15 protein-coding genes and 4 pseudogenes are annotated in these 18,448 nt (G+C 42.4%); 9 read left to right on the top strand and 10 right to left on the bottom strand.

Annotation, left to right across the window (positions count from 1 at the left end; all coding sequences use genetic code 11):
- Window positions 1–17 precede the first annotated feature (17 nt).
- Both glyA and ubiG read right to left on the bottom strand, forming a co-directional pair.
- Entirely contained in the window at window positions 18–1,307 is a 1,290-nt protein-coding gene (gene glyA, locus CCS41_RS04945; protein ID WP_072550200.1) for a serine hydroxymethyltransferase, read from the bottom strand.
- 317 nt (window positions 1,308–1,624) lie between these two features.
- Window positions 1,625–2,356 carry a bifunctional 2-polyprenyl-6-hydroxyphenol methylase/3-demethylubiquinol 3-O-methyltransferase UbiG gene (gene ubiG, locus CCS41_RS04940; RefSeq protein WP_072550199.1) on the bottom strand — a complete coding sequence of 244 codons (732 nt, stop codon included), beginning with the start codon at window positions 2,354–2,356 and terminating at the stop codon, window positions 1,625–1,627.
- Window positions 2,357–2,538: 182 nt separating this feature from the next.
- Between ubiG and gyrA the strand changes: the two are divergent.
- Both gyrA and CCS41_RS04930 read left to right on the top strand, forming a co-directional pair.
- Window positions 2,539–5,100, top strand: a pseudogene (gene gyrA, locus CCS41_RS04935) (DNA topoisomerase (ATP-hydrolyzing) subunit A); the annotation flags it as partial.
- A 406-nt stretch (window positions 5,101–5,506) separates the two neighbouring features.
- Window positions 5,507–6,454 (top strand): hypothetical protein, encoded by a 948-nt coding sequence (locus tag CCS41_RS04930; protein WP_072550198.1) that lies wholly within the window; start codon window positions 5,507–5,509, stop codon window positions 6,452–6,454.
- A 225-nt stretch (window positions 6,455–6,679) separates the two neighbouring features.
- Here the strand turns inward: CCS41_RS04930 and nfuA are convergent, their stop codons facing one another.
- Entirely contained in the window at window positions 6,680–7,255 is a 576-nt protein-coding gene (gene nfuA, locus CCS41_RS04925; RefSeq protein ID WP_072550197.1) for a Fe-S biogenesis protein NfuA, read from the bottom strand.
- Window positions 7,256–7,304: 49 nt separating this feature from the next.
- On the bottom strand, window positions 7,305–8,000 hold the full coding sequence (gene gntX / locus CCS41_RS04920; RefSeq protein WP_072550196.1) for a DNA utilization protein GntX: 696 nt from the start codon (window positions 7,998–8,000) through the stop codon (window positions 7,305–7,307).
- 53 nt (window positions 8,001–8,053) lie between these two features.
- On the opposite strand from gntX, the gene bioH reads away from it, so the two are divergent.
- From bioH to CCS41_RS04900, 4 genes and pseudogenes are all read left to right on the top strand, one after another.
- Entirely contained in the window at window positions 8,054–8,830 is a 777-nt protein-coding gene (gene bioH / locus CCS41_RS04915) for a pimeloyl-ACP methyl ester esterase BioH (protein ID WP_072550195.1), read from the top strand.
- A gap of 138 nt (window positions 8,831–8,968) precedes the next feature.
- Entirely contained in the window at window positions 8,969–9,193 is a 225-nt protein-coding gene (gene feoA, locus CCS41_RS04910; protein WP_072550249.1) for a ferrous iron transporter A, read from the top strand.
- A gap of 354 nt (window positions 9,194–9,547) precedes the next feature.
- Window positions 9,548–11,844, top strand: a pseudogene (gene feoB, locus CCS41_RS04905) (Fe(2+) transporter permease subunit FeoB).
- Window positions 11,845–11,891: 47 nt separating this feature from the next.
- The gene (locus CCS41_RS04900; RefSeq protein ID WP_072550194.1) at window positions 11,892–12,137 is read left to right on the top strand and encodes a FeoC-like transcriptional regulator; all 246 of its coding nucleotides are present in this window, start codon (window positions 11,892–11,894) and stop codon (window positions 12,135–12,137) included.
- A gap of 276 nt (window positions 12,138–12,413) precedes the next feature.
- Here the strand turns inward: CCS41_RS04900 and CCS41_RS04895 are convergent, their stop codons facing one another.
- Complete coding sequence (locus tag CCS41_RS04895; RefSeq protein ID WP_072550193.1) at window positions 12,414–12,689, bottom strand: hypothetical protein; 276 nt, start codon at window positions 12,687–12,689, stop codon at window positions 12,414–12,416.
- A gap of 424 nt (window positions 12,690–13,113) precedes the next feature.
- Complete coding sequence (locus tag CCS41_RS15590; protein ID WP_162859998.1) at window positions 13,114–13,260, bottom strand: hypothetical protein; 147 nt, start codon at window positions 13,258–13,260, stop codon at window positions 13,114–13,116.
- Window positions 13,261–14,095: 835 nt separating this feature from the next.
- Between CCS41_RS15590 and CCS41_RS17105 the strand changes: the two genes are divergently transcribed.
- Both CCS41_RS17105 and CCS41_RS04880 read left to right on the top strand, forming a co-directional pair.
- The gene (locus CCS41_RS17105) at window positions 14,096–14,290 is read left to right on the top strand and encodes a phage holin (RefSeq protein ID WP_083429600.1); all 195 of its coding nucleotides are present in this window, start codon (window positions 14,096–14,098) and stop codon (window positions 14,288–14,290) included.
- A gap of 157 nt (window positions 14,291–14,447) precedes the next feature.
- The gene (locus tag CCS41_RS04880; protein WP_119797305.1) at window positions 14,448–15,749 is read left to right on the top strand and encodes an IS4 family transposase; all 1,302 of its coding nucleotides are present in this window, start codon (window positions 14,448–14,450) and stop codon (window positions 15,747–15,749) included.
- Window positions 15,750–15,759: 10 nt separating this feature from the next.
- On the opposite strand, the gene CCS41_RS04875 is transcribed toward CCS41_RS04880, so the two are convergent.
- Window positions 15,760–16,239 (bottom strand): transposase, encoded by a 480-nt coding sequence (locus tag CCS41_RS04875; RefSeq protein WP_275887690.1) that lies wholly within the window; start codon window positions 16,237–16,239, stop codon window positions 15,760–15,762.
- Between the two features lie 25 nt (window positions 16,240–16,264).
- A complete protein-coding gene (locus tag CCS41_RS16035; protein ID WP_205411491.1) occupies window positions 16,265–16,411 on the bottom strand; it encodes a hypothetical protein in 147 nt (48 codons plus the stop codon).
- Between the two features lie 192 nt (window positions 16,412–16,603).
- On the opposite strand from CCS41_RS16035, the pseudogene CCS41_RS04870 reads away from it, so the two are divergent.
- Window positions 16,604–17,352 (top strand): annotated as a pseudogene (locus tag CCS41_RS04870) (winged helix-turn-helix domain-containing protein).
- A 2-nt stretch (window positions 17,353–17,354) separates the two neighbouring features.
- Here CCS41_RS04870 and CCS41_RS04865 read toward each other — a convergent pair.
- Both CCS41_RS04865 and CCS41_RS04860 read right to left on the bottom strand, forming a co-directional pair.
- A pseudogene (locus tag CCS41_RS04865) lies at window positions 17,355–18,029 on the bottom strand (IpaD/SipD/SspD family type III secretion system needle tip protein); the annotation flags it as partial.
- A gap of 98 nt (window positions 18,030–18,127) precedes the next feature.
- Window positions 18,128–18,400: a hypothetical protein gene (locus CCS41_RS04860; protein ID WP_119797302.1), complete on the bottom strand. Its 273-nt coding sequence runs from the start codon at window positions 18,398–18,400 to the stop codon at window positions 18,128–18,130.
- Window positions 18,401–18,448: the final 48 nt, after the last annotated feature.

The raw sequence follows: 18,448 nt of genomic DNA, 5'->3' as shown, positions 1-18,448 counted from the left end.
AAATATACCTGGAAAAATCAGCCGTAAACTGGGAATTTTTTGCAAATCTCCAGAACTTTTGCTTTAGTTGCCTGGATAACGCCTTCGTTCTTGATATTGTCCAAAATATCACATATCCAACCCGCTAATTCACGAGATTCAGTCTCTTTGAAACCCCGACGCGTGATCGCTGGCGTGCCAATGCGAACACCCGAAGTAACAAATGGGCTAAGAGGATCGTTAGGCACCGCATTTTTGTTGACGGTAATATTAGCGTGACCTAAGGCAGCATCGGCGTCCTTACCAGTCAGTTCTTTACCCACTAAACTTAGCAAAAACAAATGATTATCGGTACCACCTGAAACCACTTTGTAACCCCGCTCCAGAAATACCTTCACCATCTCTTTGGCATTCTTAACCACTTGCTGCTGATAAGTCTTAAAGTCAGGTTCCGATGCTTCTTTAAACGCGACAGCTTTAGCAGCAATCACATGCATCAGTGGCCCTCCCTGAGAACCAGGGAATACGGCAGAATTCAGCTTCTTGTGGAGAGCTTCACTATCTAGCCTTTTATCATCGTACGCAGCAACACTCGCTCTACTTTTAGCAAGGATCAGACCACCGCGTGGACCCGCCAACGTTTTATGGGTGGTGGTGGTAACAACATGAGCATGAGGAAGCGGAGTATCATAGACTCCAGTAGCCACTAATCCCGCAACATGAGCCATATCAACAAATAAGTAGGCGTTGATGCTATCGGCAATTTCACGCATTTTAGCCCAATCAATCACACCAGAATAGGCGGAAAAACCACCGATAATCATTTTTGGTTTATGAGTACGAGCCAAATGTGCCAGCTCCTGATAATCAATTTTTTCAGACTCATCAACACCATAGGGAATGATATGATAAAGCTTGCCAGAAAAATTTACGGGTGAACCATGAGTCAGATGACCACCGTGAGCCAAATTCATCCCCAGCACGGTATCACCTGGTTCAAGCAGTGCCATATAAACAGCCGCATTCGCTTGCGAACCAGAATGCGGCTGTACATTCGCGTAATCAGCACCAAACAATTGCTTGGCGCGCTCAATCGCCAACTGTTCGACCAGGTCGACATATTCGCAACCACCATAGTAACGCTTGCCTGGATAACCTTCAGCGTATTTATTCGTCAACTGTGAACCCTGAGCCTGCATCACCCGCGCACTGGTGTAATTTTCAGACGCAATCAACTCAATATGCTCTTCCTGACGCTCTACCTCTTGCTCCATTGCCTGCCATAATTCTTTATCATAATCGGCAATGTTCATTTCACGCTTTAACATCCGGATCTCCTGACTAAATGCACCTAATGAGCTACCCACTTGGGTTGGTGAGCCTAGTATACTCTGGTATGCCAGAAAATTTAACACAAGTTAGATCAGGAACAGTCGCTTGCTTTCACATAATAGACCTCTTGCATAACCTGCTATGTGATGTGAACTAGTTTGCCTGATAGCGCGAAAAAACAAATAAAAAAGTAGATTTTACCTTTAAAAGGTGTATATTGTCCTCTTCCCTGGTGTTAGCCAATTGGCAACCCTTCTCCAAGTTACACTTGCAGAAGGTTTTTTTTTGCATCAACGGCTCATGATGACACAGGTTAGTCCTGAGTATCTCGTTGAGTATGCAACATATAATTAACGTCCACATTTTGTCCTAGTTTAAAACGGTCACTCAACGGGTTGTAATGCAGTCCGATAATATGGCGTTCATTTAGTGATGCCTGATCGGCCCATCTTATCAATTCTGCAGGACGGATAAATTTTTTCGCGTCATGCGTACCCTTCGGAACCAAACGTAAAATATATTCCGCAGCCACCACCGCCATTAACCAGGATTTTATATTACGGTTGATAGTGGAAAAAAAAACATGACCACCTGGTTTAACCAGATCGGCGCAAGCACGGACAACCGACTCAGCATCAGGAACATGCTCAAGCATCTCCATACAGGTGACGACATCATATTGCTGTGTATGATTTTTTGCATGCTCTTCAATAGGTTGCTGAATATAATCCACCTTTACACCGCTTTCCAATGCATGTAACCGTGCCACTTTCAATGGCTCACTACCCATATCTAACCCAGTCACCAACGCTCCTTCACGCGCCATACTTTCGGCTAAAATACCGCCACCACAGCCAACATCCAGCACTTTTTTCGCAAAAATCCCCCCAGCACGTTGCAAAATATAATCAAGACGCAAGGGATTGATGCGGTGTAACGATTTAAGCTCACCGTTTAAGTCCCACCAACGCGAGGCGACTGCCGCAAATTTAGCGATTTCCTGTTGATCAACGTTTACTGGATTATCTGTATATTTTGTCTGCATAAATAAATATCACACTAGTTTGTTCGTTATGCCAAGATTATACTTGTTCTTTACTAGACTTCTTGTAAAACTGTTAGTGGACCGCAACTAATCAATAACCTTTGAATTTCCCCAAAAATGACGCTTTGTGGTATAGTTTGTTACCTTTGAACCCGGTAATTGTGTAGAGGGATAGCGGCTTAATGAACGACCTTGCCAGAGAGATCACCCCGGTCAACATCGAAGAAGAGCTGCAATGCTCCTATTTGGATTATGCGATGTCCGTGATTGTGGGACGCGCGTTACCTGATGTTCGTGATGGACTAAAGCCCGTACACCGTCGTGCACTGTTTGCAATGAGTGTATTGGGTAATGATTGGAATAAAGCATACAAAAAATCTGCCCGCGTAGTCGGCGACGTTATCGGTAAGTATCATCCCCACGGTGACAGCGCAGTCTACGACACCATTGTGCGTATGGCTCAACCGTTCTCACTACGCTATATGTTAGTAGATGGACAGGGTAATTTTGGTTCAGTTGATGGCGATTCTCCTGCCGCAATGCGTTATACCGAAATTCGTATGTCAAAAATTGCTCACGAACTGCTGGCAGATTTAGAAAAAGAAACTGTCAATTTCGTGCCCAACTATGACGGTACGGAGCAAATTCCAGAAGTCATGCCAACCCGGATCCCCAATCTTCTGGTTAACGGTTCAGCGGGTATTGCTGTGGGGATGGCAACCAATATCCCGCCACATAATCTTTGCGAAGTCATTGATGGCTGCCTTGCTTATATTGAAGATGAAAATATTAGCATTGAAGGTTTAATGAAACATATTAAGGGCCCGGATTTCCCTACAGCAGCGATTATTAATGGTCGACGAGGAATTGCAGAAGCCTATCGTACTGGACGTGGCAGAATTTATCTTCGGGCGCGGGCCGAGGTGGAAACCGATGCCAAAACCAAGCGTGAAACCATTATCGTGAGGGAAATCCCCTACCAGGTGAATAAAGCACGACTAATCGAGAAAATTGCTGAGTTAGTGAAAGATAAGCGCATGGAAGGCATTAGCGCACTGCGGGATGAGTCTGATAAAGACGGGGTGCGTATCGTCATTGAAGTAAAACGTGATGCCACTGGAGAAGTGGTGCTGAATAATCTCTACTCACTCACGCAATTGCAAGTAACTTTCGGCATCAATATGGTGGCTTTGTACAAAAATCAACCCCGGTTACTGAATCTGAAAGATATTTTGCGGGCATTTATCCGTCACCGCCGTGAAGTTGTCACCCGTCGTACTCTCTTTGAATTGCGTAAGGCACGTGATCGCGCCCATATTCTCGAGGCTTTAGCGATTGCTTTGGTGAGTATTGATGCCATTATCGAACTTATCCGCACAGCAAAAGACAGTGCTGAAGCAAAAGATAACCTGATGAAACAGCCATGGCAGCTGGGCGATATTGCCAAGATGTTGGAACAAACCGATGGTGGTGCCACACGTCCTGAAACACTGGAAAATAACTACGGTATTCACGAAGGACGATATCATTTTAGCGAACAACAAGCACAGGCTATTTTGGATCTACGCTTACAGAAGTTAACTGGTATTGAGCATGGAAAGCTGATCAATGAATATGAGGATCTGCTGAAAAAAATTGGCGAGCTGATTTTTATTCTGGCTGATCCGGAAGAACTTTTAAAAGTTATCCGTGAAGAATTAACGAAGATTAAAGACCAATATAAGGATGAGCGTCGTACCGAGATCACCGATAATGCTACAGATATTAATATGGAAGATTTGATTGATCAGGAAGATGTAGTCGTGACTTTATCACATCAAGGTTACGTCAAGTATCAGCCACTGACCGATTATCAAGCGCAACGCCGCGGTGGTAAAGGTAAATCAGCAGCACGGATCAAGGAAGAAGATTTTATTGATCAACTGCTGATCGCAAATACCCACGATACCATCCTATGCTTCTCCAGCCGAGGTCGCCTCCACTGGATAAAAGTTTATCAGCTGCCAGAGACCAGTCGTAACGCACGTGGTCGCCCGATTGTCAATTTATTGCGATTGAAAGAAAATGAACGTATTACCGCTATTCTTCCGGTACAGGCATATGAAGCGGAGCGCCACGTTTTTATGGCCACAGCCTGTGGTACTGTGAAAAAAAGCGCCCTGACTGATTTTCGCAATCCGCGCAAGGATGGTATCAATGTCATTAATCTGAAAGAGGATGATGAATTGATAGCCGTTGCGCTAACAGATGGCAACGACGAAGTAATGTTATTTGCTACCTCCGGTAAAATGGTGCGTTTTCCAGAAGAACGCGTGCGCTCTATGGGGCGTGGTGCGACAGGTGTACGAGGGATGAAACTCGAACGTGATGATCGTCTGGTATCACTCATCATCCCACGTGGTGAAGGTGAGATCCTGACAATCACTGAAAATGGCTTTGGTAAGTGTACCCCGTCCGACAAGTATCTAACGAAGTCCGGTCGTGGTAACGGGGGAGTACGCTCGATCAAAGTCAGCGAGCGTAATGGCAAGCTCGTCGGTGCTATTCAGGTTGTGGCCAGCGATCAAGTCATGATCATTACTGATGCAGGCACATTGGTACGTATCAGAGTAGCCGAGATAGCCACTGTGGGTCGTCAAGCTCAAGGAGTGACCCTGATCCGCACGAAAGAAAATGAGCATGTGGTTGGCCTGCAACGCGTAGCAGAACAGGACGACGAAACCTTTGATAGTGAAGACGATGATCAGGGAGCACTACCTACGGAGTAATCGACACCAAACAGGGAGGTTCCTCCCTGTTTGACCTTCCTTTAACAACGATCCAATAGACCTCTTTCCAAACCCTAGCGAGTGATGTGAAGTCAAGGCGCACAGCGCACAGCAACCGTCGTTAACACACAGTACATGAGGATTGTGCGCACCGGGCAACGCAGGATTCGAGTCACACAGCAGGTTTGGAAAGAGGTCTAATATCATTACTGACTATTTATAATAATGTCATGGTCACAAGGTATAAGCGCAATATTTTTTTATAATAGAAAGTGCTCTTTTTCAACAGCAGAATAAAAATTTTTTAACTAAGTTTTAAAGAAGCTTAATAATTCGTATTGTTCATCGCGGCTACAGTTGTTTATACAACGAGGATATGCATATGACGACGTCTATTAGTTCTTTGCATGGTTCATTTAATTTTAGTCACTACAATATCCTTTCATTATGTAATGATAATTATAAGGTAAATTTTAAACCCGATTTAACTCAGTGCGATAAATTCGTTAATTTTTTTAAACGCATATTTTCATCCACACGCAAGGAAAAAGCGCTAACCGAGTTATACCATCGTATACATTCAAATTGTCGAGAGAATCAATTAAACGCATTAATTGAATTAAAAAATAATACTAAAAAAGAACTGCAAGATAATTATAAGACCACCATCATTTATGGTGAAGACTATGTTTATAGTGTTAGATTTACCTATGATAATCATCTATTGCAAGAAATTTCACTGAATGCAGATAATATTGAAATAGAAACTAAAAATGACTTTAAAACATCCATTACGGAGGGTAATTTTATAATAGAAGAAGCATTTCATGGTACCTACTTCATTGCTCTCAATAAGGTTTTACACAAATTATTGGCTAATGTTGAAGAAATGGTGAAAATTGTTAGACAGTATAGGGATGAGTTTCACAATACTTCTGATAATGGTGTAGGCAGTTACATACAGATAACGATATCAGAGAGTGTAATGAAAATTTTGACGAAAATAGCAGAACCCATCCCGTATTATTCAATGATAATAGAAAAAATTTTTCAACTGGATTCGCATCACCGTTCTTTATCTGTTGATGATAAAAAAATATTTTTATCTAAGTTAAAACGTGAAGTTATATCATCACAAGCCCTCACTGACAGCATAAAAGGGACAAGTTCAAGGCTGTATCCGGCAAATATAAAAGAATTTGACAGCCAGTTAAAAACTCTGCACAACAATACCCGTGATACTACAATGGCATTCTACAACGGCTTCATCGAAAATCCGGGACGGTCCGCCACAGACCCTACTATTCCACGTGATATTATTTGGCAATAATCATACGTTCAAACGGCCTCCTGATTAGCAAGAAAGCTAAGCCATGCTAATCAGTCATTTCGGTGGAGCCAGTACTGAAGCCATTTTTTGATATGGAAAGATAATTCTCTCACTGAAATTGAAATATTTTTAAGTCAATGAGTTACTTGTTTTAGGCATTGGAGGCTTGGCTTCGGTTCCTTGCTAATCAGTAACGGCCTTAACTGGCCGTTACTGATCACTAAATCAATAGTAAGAATGTTCACCACGCTGATGTTCAGTGATATCTCTCACTCCTTTCAGTTCAGAGAATGTTTGCAATAACTCTTTCTCAATACCCTCTTTCAAGGTGACATCAACCATAGAACAGCCGTTACAGCCGCCACCGAATTGTAAAACAGCGAACGCATCATCAGTAATCTCAATCAAGGTTATCCTCCCACCGTGGCTTGCCAACTGTGGATTAATCTGTGATTGTAATACGTACTCTACCCTTTCCATTAACGGCGCATCGTCGGCGACTTGACGCATTTTCGCATTAGGGGCTTTTAGGGTAAGCTGGGAACCAAGCTGATCGGTAACAAAATCAATTTCAGCATCTACCAGATAAGGTGCACTCAGTTCATCAACGAAGGCGGACATCTGTTCGAACTTCAGCTCAGTATCTGTTACTTCAATCGCGTCTTGAGGGCAATAGGACACACCACATTCAGCCGTAGGGGTACCAGGGTTGATAACAAATACACGAATTTGCGTCCCTTCTTTTTGATTTGCTAACAATTTGGCAAAATGATTTTGGGCGTTGTCTGTTATTTTTATCATGGCATTTAACTCAACAATTAATTTTTTTCTGTCAGCTATAATACGCCCATTAATGGCGTGACGACAAGGTACGGCAGATACACCATATTTGTAACGATGCAGCTCCTTGGGCCAGGAGCAGATTGGCAATTTCGGTCACAGTACTGCCAGTAGTCACAACATCGTCTAGCAAGGCAAGATGTTGCCCACGGATAGGGTCAACACAGTGAAATACACCGCGTAAATTTTTTCGGCGCGTGGCTGCATTCAACTGCTGTTGCGGCGGTGTCGAATGTAAACGTATTAAACTGCGGGGGTGATAATCACAATTGAGCCAGCGTGCCAATGGACGTGCTAGCAGATCGCTTTGATTAAACCCCCGTTGCCAACAACGGTACTTGTGTAAAGGAACACTGATGATCCGTTGCGGTTTTATTCTCTCACCATGACGCTTGGCATTTAGCCAACGTAACAGTAACAAGCGAGCCAACAGCGGGGCCAATTGTGTCATACCATCAAATTTCATTCTTTTTATCAACGTACTCAGCGGTGGTTGATAGTTGCTGACAAAGGTGATGTTCGTCCAGCAGGGCGGATTGAGCAAACAACGACCACAAGGCAAGCTCGGCGTCTCTGAAGGCAAACCACAACACGCACAGCACGAAGGCGTATTAGCCAAGTTACGGAGACAAAAACAACAAATTCCATGATGGGACAAATACAATGGCTGCATGCATAACCAACAGTGACTCGCGATTGTTAACATAGCTCCTCCTTGAACAGTAACCATTTGATAGTGACACAACAGGATAATAACCCATGACACAACTTTATTGGCATACCTGTGGTAAAGGTCATCACGATTTTGTGTTGTTACACGGATGGGGGCTGAATGCTGAAGTATGGCGTTGCATAATTGATAGATTTGTACCGCATTTCCGCTTACATCTGGTGGATCTTCCCGGTTACGGCCGGAGCAACGGATACGGCGCAATGTCCCTTGCTGAGATGTCAGCACGAGTATTAACTCAAGCTCCGACCAAAGCGTTATGGCTAGGTTGGTCGATGGGAGGACTGGTTGCTAGTCAGATTGCATTGAGCCAGCCAGAACGGGTGCAAGGGTTAATTACCGTTGCCTCTTCACCTTGTTTTAGCGCACAGGATCAATGGCCGGGGATCAAACTAGAAGTACTGAATGAATTTCAGCAGCAATTGAACAATAATCTCCAACGCACCATTAAACGTTTTCTATCACTGCAAGTCTTAGGTACTGCAAGTGCACAGCAAGATAGGCAGTTACTACAATCATTGGTGCTTCATCACCAGCGTCCAGAGGTACTGACTGCCGGACTAAAAATTCTACACACTACTGATCTGCGAACCGCATTGACCGATTTTTCACGGCCTTTCCTACGTATTTACGGTAATTTGGATGGACTAGTCCCCTCTAAGATAGCCACATTGCTGGATGGCGTGTGGCCAACAACCCAATCAGCGATTATAGATAAAGCAGCTCATGCTCCATTTATCTCCCATCCTGATGATTTTTCATCACTTATTATCCGTTTTTCTCAGCAAAATGATCTTTGTGATTAAAGTATGGTTGCGGCGCAACCGCTTCTTGATATAGATTAGAATAATAAGGATTCTCATTAAGATTTTTATTGAGTAGGTTATGCAAAAAGTCTAATGTATTCCATCAGCAACTATCCAGAGGTTAACATGAGAGATCATATGCAGCTTATTCCTAAAAAATGTTACAAAATCATCAAATTCTTTCCTGAGATTAGCCCCACCTACCGGCAAAAATTACTCTCCTTGGGAATGCTACCAGGTTCGTCATTTAAGGTCATTCGCTCGGCTCCCTTTGGTGATCCTCTACAAATTGAAGTCAGGGGAGTCAGCTTACTATTAAGACAAAAAGATTTGTATCTCTTGAGTTTAGAACCCCAATCCTAGACCATGACCTAGAATGGCATCAACTAGCAAGATGTCTGATGAAAGATTTTAAGCAGTCAGGACAAACAGTATCAGAATTTAAAGACCTGTTCGAAATCTTTTTCGCTGTACTTAGACGAGGAAAAAACGGGCGAAAGAGCCGCAGTTTACTCTTTGTGTACGACAAAAGGGAGTAAATGTGCATGTTAAGCGCGTTTTTGACGAATTACTTGACCAAAACACGGCGAGTACAAGAGATTTCGAACAGGTTCTAAGGGCTAGCGAGTGGATAGAAGTCACAGTATGATGATAACCCCACGTCAATTGTACTGACCTGTAAATTTTAATTTATTGAATTTTAAAGAATAAAAAACAATGATAACAATCGGTTTAATTGGAAATCCCAATGCGGGTAAAACTACGCTGTTTAACCAGCTAACGGGGGCGCGGCAACGAGTAGGTAACTGGGCTGGAGTAACGGTGGAGAAGAAAGAAGGCCATTTTTCCACAGCCAAGCGTCAAGTGACTTTAGTGGATTTGCCCGGAACCTATTCTCTTACCACCATATCAGAACACACTTCACTTGATGAACAGATCGCCTGCGATTACATACTGAATGGTCAAGCTGATCTGCTGATCAATGTCATCGATGCTTCTAACCTGGAGCGCAATCTCTACCTGACCCTGCAATTAGTCGAATTTGGTATCCCTTGTATTGTCGCTCTCAATATGCTAGATATCGCTGAGAATCAAAAAATCAAGATTGATATCAATGTGTTGACTCAACAGTTAAGCTGCCCCGTCATTCCATTGGTTTCTACTCGTGCAGCAGGCATTAACGAATTAAAAAATAGCATTGATCACTATCCCTCAGCGCTGTAAAAATACAGGGTAACTCTCTGGTTAACTATTCACCAGTCCTACTAAAAGAAGTGAATAAATTGGCACAAGCTATGCCAGAATCGCTCTCTTTGCAGCAGCGTGACTGGCTAGCTTTACAAATATTGGAAGGCGATATCTATGCGCTAGCACATTCAGGTATCCCGCAGATTTATTAACCGATGCACACCAACGGCTACAGCAGCAAAATGAAGATCCAGAGCTATTGATTGCCGATGCTCGCTATCAAAGTATCGCCAAGATCTGTGAAGCGGTCAGCAATCCACAACAGGCAGAACCCAATCTTTTGACACAACGGCTCGATAACATCATCCTTAACCGCTGGTTGGGCGTGCCTATCTTCTTGTTTGTTATGTATCTGATGTTTGTTCTAGCTATTAATATCGGTGGTGCGTTACAGCCAATATTTGATATCGGTTCCTCGGCAATTTTTATTCAGGGATTACAATGGCTAGGTTATACCCTACATTTCCCACAATGGTTAACTGTTTTTCTGGCTCAAGGCGTAGGTGGCGGTATCAATACCATGCTACCGTTGGTACCACAGATTGGCATGATGTACCTTTTCCTTTCTTTCCTTGAGGACTCAGGTTACATGGCTCGAGCTGCATTTGTCATGGATCGGCTGATGCAAGCACTCGGACTACCTGGCAAATCTTTTGTGCCGTTGATTGTTGGTTTTGGCTGCAATGTGCCATCCATTATGGGGGCACGCACCCTGGACGCGCAGCGCGAACGTTTAATTACTATTATGATGGCTCCATTTATGTCATGCGGCGCACGCTTAGCTATTTTTGCCGTTTTCACTGCCGCATTTTTCGGTAAAGGGGGAGCCAGCGTTGTTTTTTCCCTCTACTTGTTAGGTATTGTAGTCGCAATCTTTACCGGTTTGGTATTGAAATACACGGTTATGCGCGGGGAAGCCTCTCCCTTTGTGATGGAACTGCCCGTCTACCATGTTCCACATTTAAAAAGTTTGTTATTACAAACCTGGCAACGGCTGAAAGGTTTTGTGCTGAGAGCCGGTAAAGTGATCATTCTTGCCTGTATCTTTATTGGTGGACTCAATAGTTTCTCTTTCAAAGGTCAAGCGGTAGACAGTATTAATGACTCTGCACTCGCATCCGTCAGTAAGGTTCTGACCCCGTTATTAACACCTATGGGGGTTCATCCTGATAACTGGCAAGCGACCGTAGGTTTGATCACCGGTGCCGTTGCTAAAGAGGTGGTAGTGGGTACTTTAAACACCCTTTACACTGCTGAAAAAATCACCAACGAGCCCTTTGATGTAGAGGGATTTAACCTCTTCGAGGAACTCAGTGGAGCGTTAAACGAAACCTGGCAAGGGCTAAAAGATACTTTCAGCTTTGATGTGCTATCCAACCCGATAGAAGCCAGTAAGGGTGATGGAGAAATGGCTACCGGTTCGATGGGGGTCATGAGTAGCAAGTTTGGCTCTCGTCTCTCCGCTTACAGTTACCTGATATTTGTTTTGCTCTACGTACCCTGTGTTTCTGTAATGGGTGCCATCGCTCGAGAAACTAGCCGTGGCTGGATGATTTTTTCGATTTTGTGGGGCCTAAATCTTGCTTATTCGTTATCGACCCTGTTTTATCAAGCCGCAACCTTTGGCAACCATCCACAGCAAAGCTTTATGATTATCACTATTGTTATTGTTATCAATGTACTGATTCTATTCGGTTTACGCCGTTCACGCAGTAGGATCATCACCAGATTCAAACAGGAAAACAAGCAGTTGCTGCAATAATTAAGTAAACTGTCGTTAATGCGTCGGAGGTCTGTTTTGGGAGATTAATCTATGGCGAGTCTATTACAGGTGCGGGATGCAATAGCGCTCAACGGCATTGCAGAAGCACATCAACTTAGCCGACAATTGGCGACACCTTTACGCCTGGTAGAGGCCATGTTAGAACGATTGAGCATCATGGGAAAAATCGAACGTATCGAACAAAATGACCGCAGCTGTCTATGCGGTGGTTGCAAGCGCTGCCCTGAAGGGCAGCGACATCATAGAATGATGTATCAATTAACCACACCTCGCTGAGAGCCTTTTCCAAACCCCTTTCGCTATGCTCAGACGAGGAAAAAACGGGCGAAGAAACGCAGTTTACAGAGAGTCAATGAGCATTTTGAGCCCGTTTTTGACGAAGTACCAGCAAGCATAAAAAATTTCGAATAGGTTCTAATAAAAATCCGAATATTTTTTAGGCATTTTTAGGGGTGCGTTTTGCATTACCTTGCGCGAAAAAATCACTTAGAGGCCCTTTAGACGCCCATTGTTACTTAATAAACACCTAACCGCTATTAGGCAACAAATCTACTACAGAAAAAGAGTCAATTTTCTCAATCTACGCAATTCGTTTCTATTCAATTCATTTCTACGGTGATCATCTTTTACTCGTACAGAAGATGAAGCATCTGTATCTGAAGGTATTGCTTTTTCTGTAAGCATTTGTTGTTCCACGCATGAAAAAAAAGGAAGACCTGGCTGAAATTTACAGACAAAGACCGCCGGGGCTTTTTCTTGATAAGCCGAAACAAACAGAGGTAATAGCAAAATCGGTAACACTGTTAACACAGCCTTTATTTTTTTCATCGGATGCCTTTTTATTTTGTCATATTTAGTGTGACTCTATTATAGCAGAACGACTCTCTTCTGATTACACCATCAAAGATGAATCGTGCCATATATTCATATCGAATGGTATTCATTATGTAATCAAAACTACACCGCACCGCTATACTGTCTATTCTACTCACATTCACCCCCATAATAGGTGAGCAAAGATAAGCTGGAAAAGACTTAATTTAGGCTTCTCACGTTTATTTTCACCAGAGGAACTAGAAGATTTTGTTTGCTCTGGGATAATTTCTTGTTTGTTACACACTTTTACGAGACCCCAAAAAGTGACCTCCCACGTGGTAGTGGGACAAACAACGGAAGAGGCCCAAAGCAGGTGTTGATAATGCTGGCAATGATAAGATGAGTAATATTCCTAATGTATTAACTATTTTTGTTATCACCATGACCAGGCTCTCCACATTTTTGCATTGAATTCATCTTCTTGTTTTTGCATAGAGAAAGATTGGCGTTCTCCACTAGAGAGTATTATTTCTTGCACTGAATCTTTTTCTTCGATGCATACTGATACTGATGAAATCCCCATATATTTATGCTTCTACTGAATTTTACAACTAATAAGACTATCAGTAGCATAAGCCCAAGTGGACATTGGCAATAATAAAATGACCAATATTCTTAAAAAAGTCTTTATCTTTTTCATTTAATACTCCTTATTTTCGTAATAATTTGAAAAAACAGACTACCCAACCTACTGGGAAGAAATAGAGAGACGGTACAAAGCTTTATCGTATATAGCAGAACGATTCTATTTTAATTACAGCATAAAGATCAGTCGTGTCGTATATTTATACTTAACAGTATTCAGTATGTAATCAAAATTACACCGTACCGCTATATATGCTTCATATTCTGATTAAGAAAATGTATTATCTGCATCAACAGGGGGTTTCTCATATGAACATATTTTTGATGGGAAGAACTGGATCCCACCCACCTTCCAAAGTTCTTGGCATACATTCGAAATTGTTTTTTCATGAGAAGCCCAAATAGATGTTGGCAATAATAAGATGGATAATAATTTTAATAGAATCTTTATTTTTTTCATATGCTCATTTCCTATTTTTCGATTAGCGTCATTTGAATATGCACTGGATCTCTGTCTCCTATTAAGCATAGTCACAAAACCAGTTGTTTTCCTTTTCAATCTTTATTACTTGTTTATCGCTTAAATTAATTGACTGCTTTTGATTTCAAGGGCTGCGCATGACGTGGCCTTTTTTACTTTTAGCATCTAGCCCATTACCTATCAGTGCTCAACCCTTTTAATTCACGAGAGTTTAGGGTGCGACGCTATTTCTATAACACCACCCCCGACTCTTAGTGGAAAACGGTATCCCCACTGAGAGACGAAAATGACCATGGAAAAACTGACCACCGGTGCAGCCTATGGTGTTTCCGCCGGTAGCATCTTGAATGGTTTGCTAAACAGCTACAGCCCAGAACAATGGAACGCCATTGGTGTACTCGCGGGCGTCTCACTTGCTGCATACATGAAAAACATAATAATAATCACATCATATATTCTAAAAATAAGGTATCGATGTCGCAATTGAGGTCTCTTCTTTTACTTTTAGCCTGGGCCCATTTATGTTCAATGGGATTGAGGTCTCACTTTTACCCACAACGTTGAATGAAAAATGATTCAGGTGGAATTGGATTATTGGTAGAGTCAATAGTAAAGAAGAACAAGGTAAATCAGGAAACAGGCACATGAAAACAGTAACGGGTAATGGGAATGAGTGGATCCGTGAAGAATTTCATCAAATTGATTTCGGAGATAAACGCCTTAAAGAGCGTTTTTTTGAAACAGCGGGCTTATTATCATCAAAAGCGTCAGGTTCAATTTACCCAAGCTGTCATGGCTCCTGGTCACAGGCCAAAGGAGCTTATCGATTTTTTAGCAATGAGAGAGTGAGCGAGAGCGCGCTATTCCGTACACATTGTGTGCAAACACAAAAACGTCTGGAGGGGCATTCACTGGTTTTTTCTCTTCAGGACACATCAGAGTTGAACTTTGACTCACATAAAAAGACAGAGGGGTTGGGAAGTATATCTAAAGCCTATCACAAACATAAAATGGGGTTGATGCTTCATGCAAGTTTGATGGTAACTCAGGAGGGCTTGCCGCTTGGGTTATCCTCGCTTAAATGCTGGTCACGTGTTTCCCGAGAGGAACCCCCTCAGGAAAAACAGCGGCGGCTTTATCAATCGACAATGAAAGAGAAAGAAAGTATTAAGTGGATAGAGACCCTCTACGAGACAGCGGCGCTGATACCCAAAGATACCTGCTTAATCACGCTGGGAGACAGAGAAGTGGATATTTTCGAACTTTTTCGGGTTGCAAGCTCACTAAAAACATTTTTTATTATCCGCAACCGGAAAGACAGAAAATTTATCGATGAAAAGGGGAAAAAAACAACGGTGCAAACCGCCTTGTCAAAGACGCCGATTTTAAAAACCATAGCACTCACCCTGCCCAAAAATCAGCAAAGGGTAGCAAGAACGGCTTATGTGGATATTCGCTCCATTTCAGGCTGGCTCCCCATTAGAAATAATCTAGTTTATGGGCCTACCAATAAAGACGCTTCACGGCATATCCATGAAAAGGTTCACGTATCTGCCATCAGTGTTAAAGAACAGCCTCCTCCAGAAGGAGTAGCGCCTGTCGAATGGGTATTATTGACCAATTTGACGGCCACTGACGCCTTTGAAGCAGAAGAGAAAGTGAATTGGTATAGACTGAGATGGAAGATAGAAGAGTTCTTCAAAACACTGAAATCAGGATGTTGTGTTGAACAATGTCGTTTAAATACGGCAACCAAACTAACGAAAATGATCACCCTCAAAAGCATTATCGCCTTCAAACTGATGCATATGACCAAAATGGCAGCGTTGTGTCCTGAGGCTACCTGCACCGATGTGTTGTCAAAGATAGAATGGCAAACGCTGTATTGCAGAATACAGACAACAAGCCGCCTTCCCGAGCATCCCCCACAGTGCTTCAGGCAATAACATGGCTGCGTCAATTGGGAGGATTTCTTAACCGACGTGCCGAGGATTTACCGGGAATCATGTCGCTTTGGCGAGGGTATGAGATCCTGCAAGAAAATGTGAGATTGTTCATTATTCTTAATAACAAAAATTGTGGGTAAAAGTGAGGATTGAGAGCAGGTGAGTAGGGAGTGAGATATTCAATCCAATGCCCGGCTTTACTGATAGCCTGCTGAATGTCGAGACGTTTGTGGAAACTGGCGTTATCCATCACGATGACACAATGAGGAGGACGAGTAGGCAAAAGGCGCTGGGTAACCCAGGCGTAAAAAACATCACTGTTAATGGAACAAAAAAATAATCCGACCGCCATCAGGACGGTTCCCAGTAACGCGCCAATGACATTTGTTCGGCCCTTAGGCTGCCCATCCTGGGTACCCCAACAGCGTTGACCTCGTGCAGCATAACCGTGGGTTCGTGGCATATCGTGTGCGAAACCGCTTTCATCCAGATAAACGACCGGTTTTCCCTGCTTTTTATAGCAGGCTATCGTGTCCTGGAAGGCGCGCCGTGTCTCTTCGTCTGCCTTGGGATGACGCAGGGTTTTTTTTATAGGTGACGCCCAGGTTTTTCAGTGCCTGCCAAATGGCTTTCTTGTTCTGGTCAAGTAATTTTGGACACAAATTCAGGTGTTTTATGCCGCCTGGTATCTTTCATCATTGGCGTTTGGTAATCATTAACACTATGTAGCCTGACTTGATTGTAATAATGAGTGAGGTAGGGAAGTACATCAGCTTGTGCTTGTTGAACGGTACTATACCCGTGATCAATGAAGATGCTTGATTTTGAAGTCGATAAGGATCATGCTCATAGCCATGAAAATAGAGCTGACTGCTGACCAGAAAATTACCCTCGAAGCCCAACATCGTCAAAGCCATGACCGCCGTGTCTGTGACAGGATCCGGTGTGTTTTGTTGTCCGCAGACGGCTGGACTTCCCCTATGATTGCTCACTCACAGCTCATTAATGAAACCACGGTGCGGCGCCACCTTACAGACTATCATAAACTCAACAAGCTCAAGCCTGAAAATGGCGGCTCCGATGGCTATCTCAATGCGGAACAGACCACGTCGCTGGTTGAACATCTCACCCAGCCGCTCTACCACCACAATCACCAAATTGTGGCCTATATCGCTGGACGCTGGAACATCACCTTTACCGTATCAGGTCTGTATAAAGGGTTGAAGCAGCATGGCTTTAGCTATAAAAAGCCGAAAGGTGTTCCGCATAAATTTGCCGTTGAGAAACAGCAGCAATTTATAAAGACCTACAGCGAATTGAAAGACGCCGCGGGTAATGACCCCATACTGTTTATTGATGCCGTTCATCCGACACAAGCCACCAAAATAAGCTACGGCTGGATACGAAAAGGCCAGGATAAAACGAGATAGAGCGATTGTGGAAGGTGATGAATGAGCAAACACGAAACAATAGATATTACCCATCTAAACAGAGTTTTAAGAACGATATCTTAAACTTCTTTGAGGTGAAGCTACCACAAATGGCAAGTTCTCTGGTATCTCGCTTAAACGATAATTTCCAGGCGCTAAATCCTGCATCTTGATTTCACTTGGGTATATCAATACCAACAACATGTCCTACTCCTTCAACTTTAACAATATCCGTGGATAATCCCAGATTTTCTACCCACTTTTTCGTTCTCTTATCACTATCATCAACATATAACTGTCCAGCCTTTTCCGTAACAGCATATTTATCTTTCAATTTGATTAAATCAAGGTATATTTCTCCCGTCTGGATAACAACCTTATCACCACTACTGCTATTTGATTTACCCATTTTGGTAACAATATCACTAAATTCTTTATAAAAATCAGAATATTTTTTCGAGGCATTTTGATGAATATCTAAATAATGCTCTTTTACAGTGTTGATTCCTTCAATAAGTTTGTTAGCAATTTCAGAACTGGATAACATCTTTTCTTTCGTTGCTCCCTTTGGCTGTATAGGAGAAGAAAACAGATAATTACTAGATAATGCATCGGATACAGTCTGCATTTCAAGCTCTTTCAGTACTGTAGCCATCTCTCCCTTTATTTCTTCTTCTAATTTTTCTGGGTCTATTTTAGATAACCAAGGCGTTACCTGTTTTAAAATAGTCTGATATGCTGCTGCACTGCTTGACATTGAGTGTGTGGCTAATTCTATTTTAGCATCACTACTGGATAAATGTTCTTCTAAACTGGCGAGACGTCGTAACTCGCGATTTTTTTTCTGTTTAAATCTTCTAGTTTTTTGCTGGTCTCTTTTATTTCTTCGCTATTTTTTTCTATATCATTTTCTGAACTGCTGTTACCCTGTAATAAATGATCTCTTTTTTAATTTAACCTGGTTAATTTTTCAATGTTCTGATGTATTACTATATTATTTTCACTGTGTTCTTTTCTTAATTTAAAGACAGAAGATAAAAAACTATGTTCTTCCTGATTTAATTCATCAACTTTTTTGTTGTCAATCCTTAATTCTCTGGTGAATTTTTTTAACTCTTCTACTCGTTCATTACCTGTCGTAAGGCTATTAACGCTTTCTTTTTTCAATTGGACCAAACCGCCAGCCGGCTTGGTATCTGGTTCAATGACCCCTTGTTGCATTATGAAGCCCCACAGAAAGAAATGTAATATTATTTGATGTATTAAGAA

Origin of the sequence: Candidatus Fukatsuia symbiotica, from assembly GCF_003122425.1 — a bacterium.
Taxonomy (GTDB): Bacteria; Pseudomonadota; Gammaproteobacteria; order Enterobacterales; family Enterobacteriaceae; genus Fukatsuia; species Fukatsuia symbiotica.
Note: the sequence above shows the minus strand (reverse complement) of the source record. Positions and strands in the feature narration are given on the sequence as shown.

Bases quoted from the DNA above. Each gene is read 5' to 3' on its own strand.
- glyA (WP_072550200.1), bottom strand. From the start codon at position 1,307: ATGTTAAAGCGTGAAATGAACATTGCCGATTATGATAAAGAATTATGG.
- ubiG (WP_072550199.1), bottom strand. From the start codon at position 2,356: ATGCAGACAAAATATACAGATAATCCAGTAAACGTTGATCAACAGGAA.
- CCS41_RS04930 (WP_072550198.1), top strand. From the start codon at position 5,507: ATGACGACGTCTATTAGTTCTTTGCATGGTTCATTTAATTTTAGTCAC.
- nfuA (WP_072550197.1), bottom strand. From the start codon at position 7,255: ATGATAAAAATAACAGACAACGCCCAAAATCATTTTGCCAAATTGTTA.
- gntX (WP_072550196.1), bottom strand. From the start codon at position 8,000: ATGTTAACAATCGCGAGTCACTGTTGGTTATGCATGCAGCCATTGTAT.
- bioH (WP_072550195.1), top strand. From the start codon at position 8,054: ATGACACAACTTTATTGGCATACCTGTGGTAAAGGTCATCACGATTTT.
- feoA (WP_072550249.1), top strand. From the start codon at position 8,969: ATGCAGCTTATTCCTAAAAAATGTTACAAAATCATCAAATTCTTTCCT.
- CCS41_RS04900 (WP_072550194.1), top strand. From the start codon at position 11,892: ATGGCGAGTCTATTACAGGTGCGGGATGCAATAGCGCTCAACGGCATT.
- CCS41_RS04895 (WP_072550193.1), bottom strand. From the start codon at position 12,689: ATGAAAAAAATAAAGGCTGTGTTAACAGTGTTACCGATTTTGCTATTA.
- CCS41_RS15590 (WP_162859998.1), bottom strand. From the start codon at position 13,260: ATGGGGATTTCATCAGTATCAGTATGCATCGAAGAAAAAGATTCAGTG.
- CCS41_RS17105 (WP_083429600.1), top strand. From the start codon at position 14,096: ATGGAAAAACTGACCACCGGTGCAGCCTATGGTGTTTCCGCCGGTAGC.
- CCS41_RS04880 (WP_119797305.1), top strand. From the start codon at position 14,448: ATGAAAACAGTAACGGGTAATGGGAATGAGTGGATCCGTGAAGAATTT.
- CCS41_RS04860 (WP_119797302.1), bottom strand. From the start codon at position 18,400: ATGCAACAAGGGGTCATTGAACCAGATACCAAGCCGGCTGGCGGTTTG.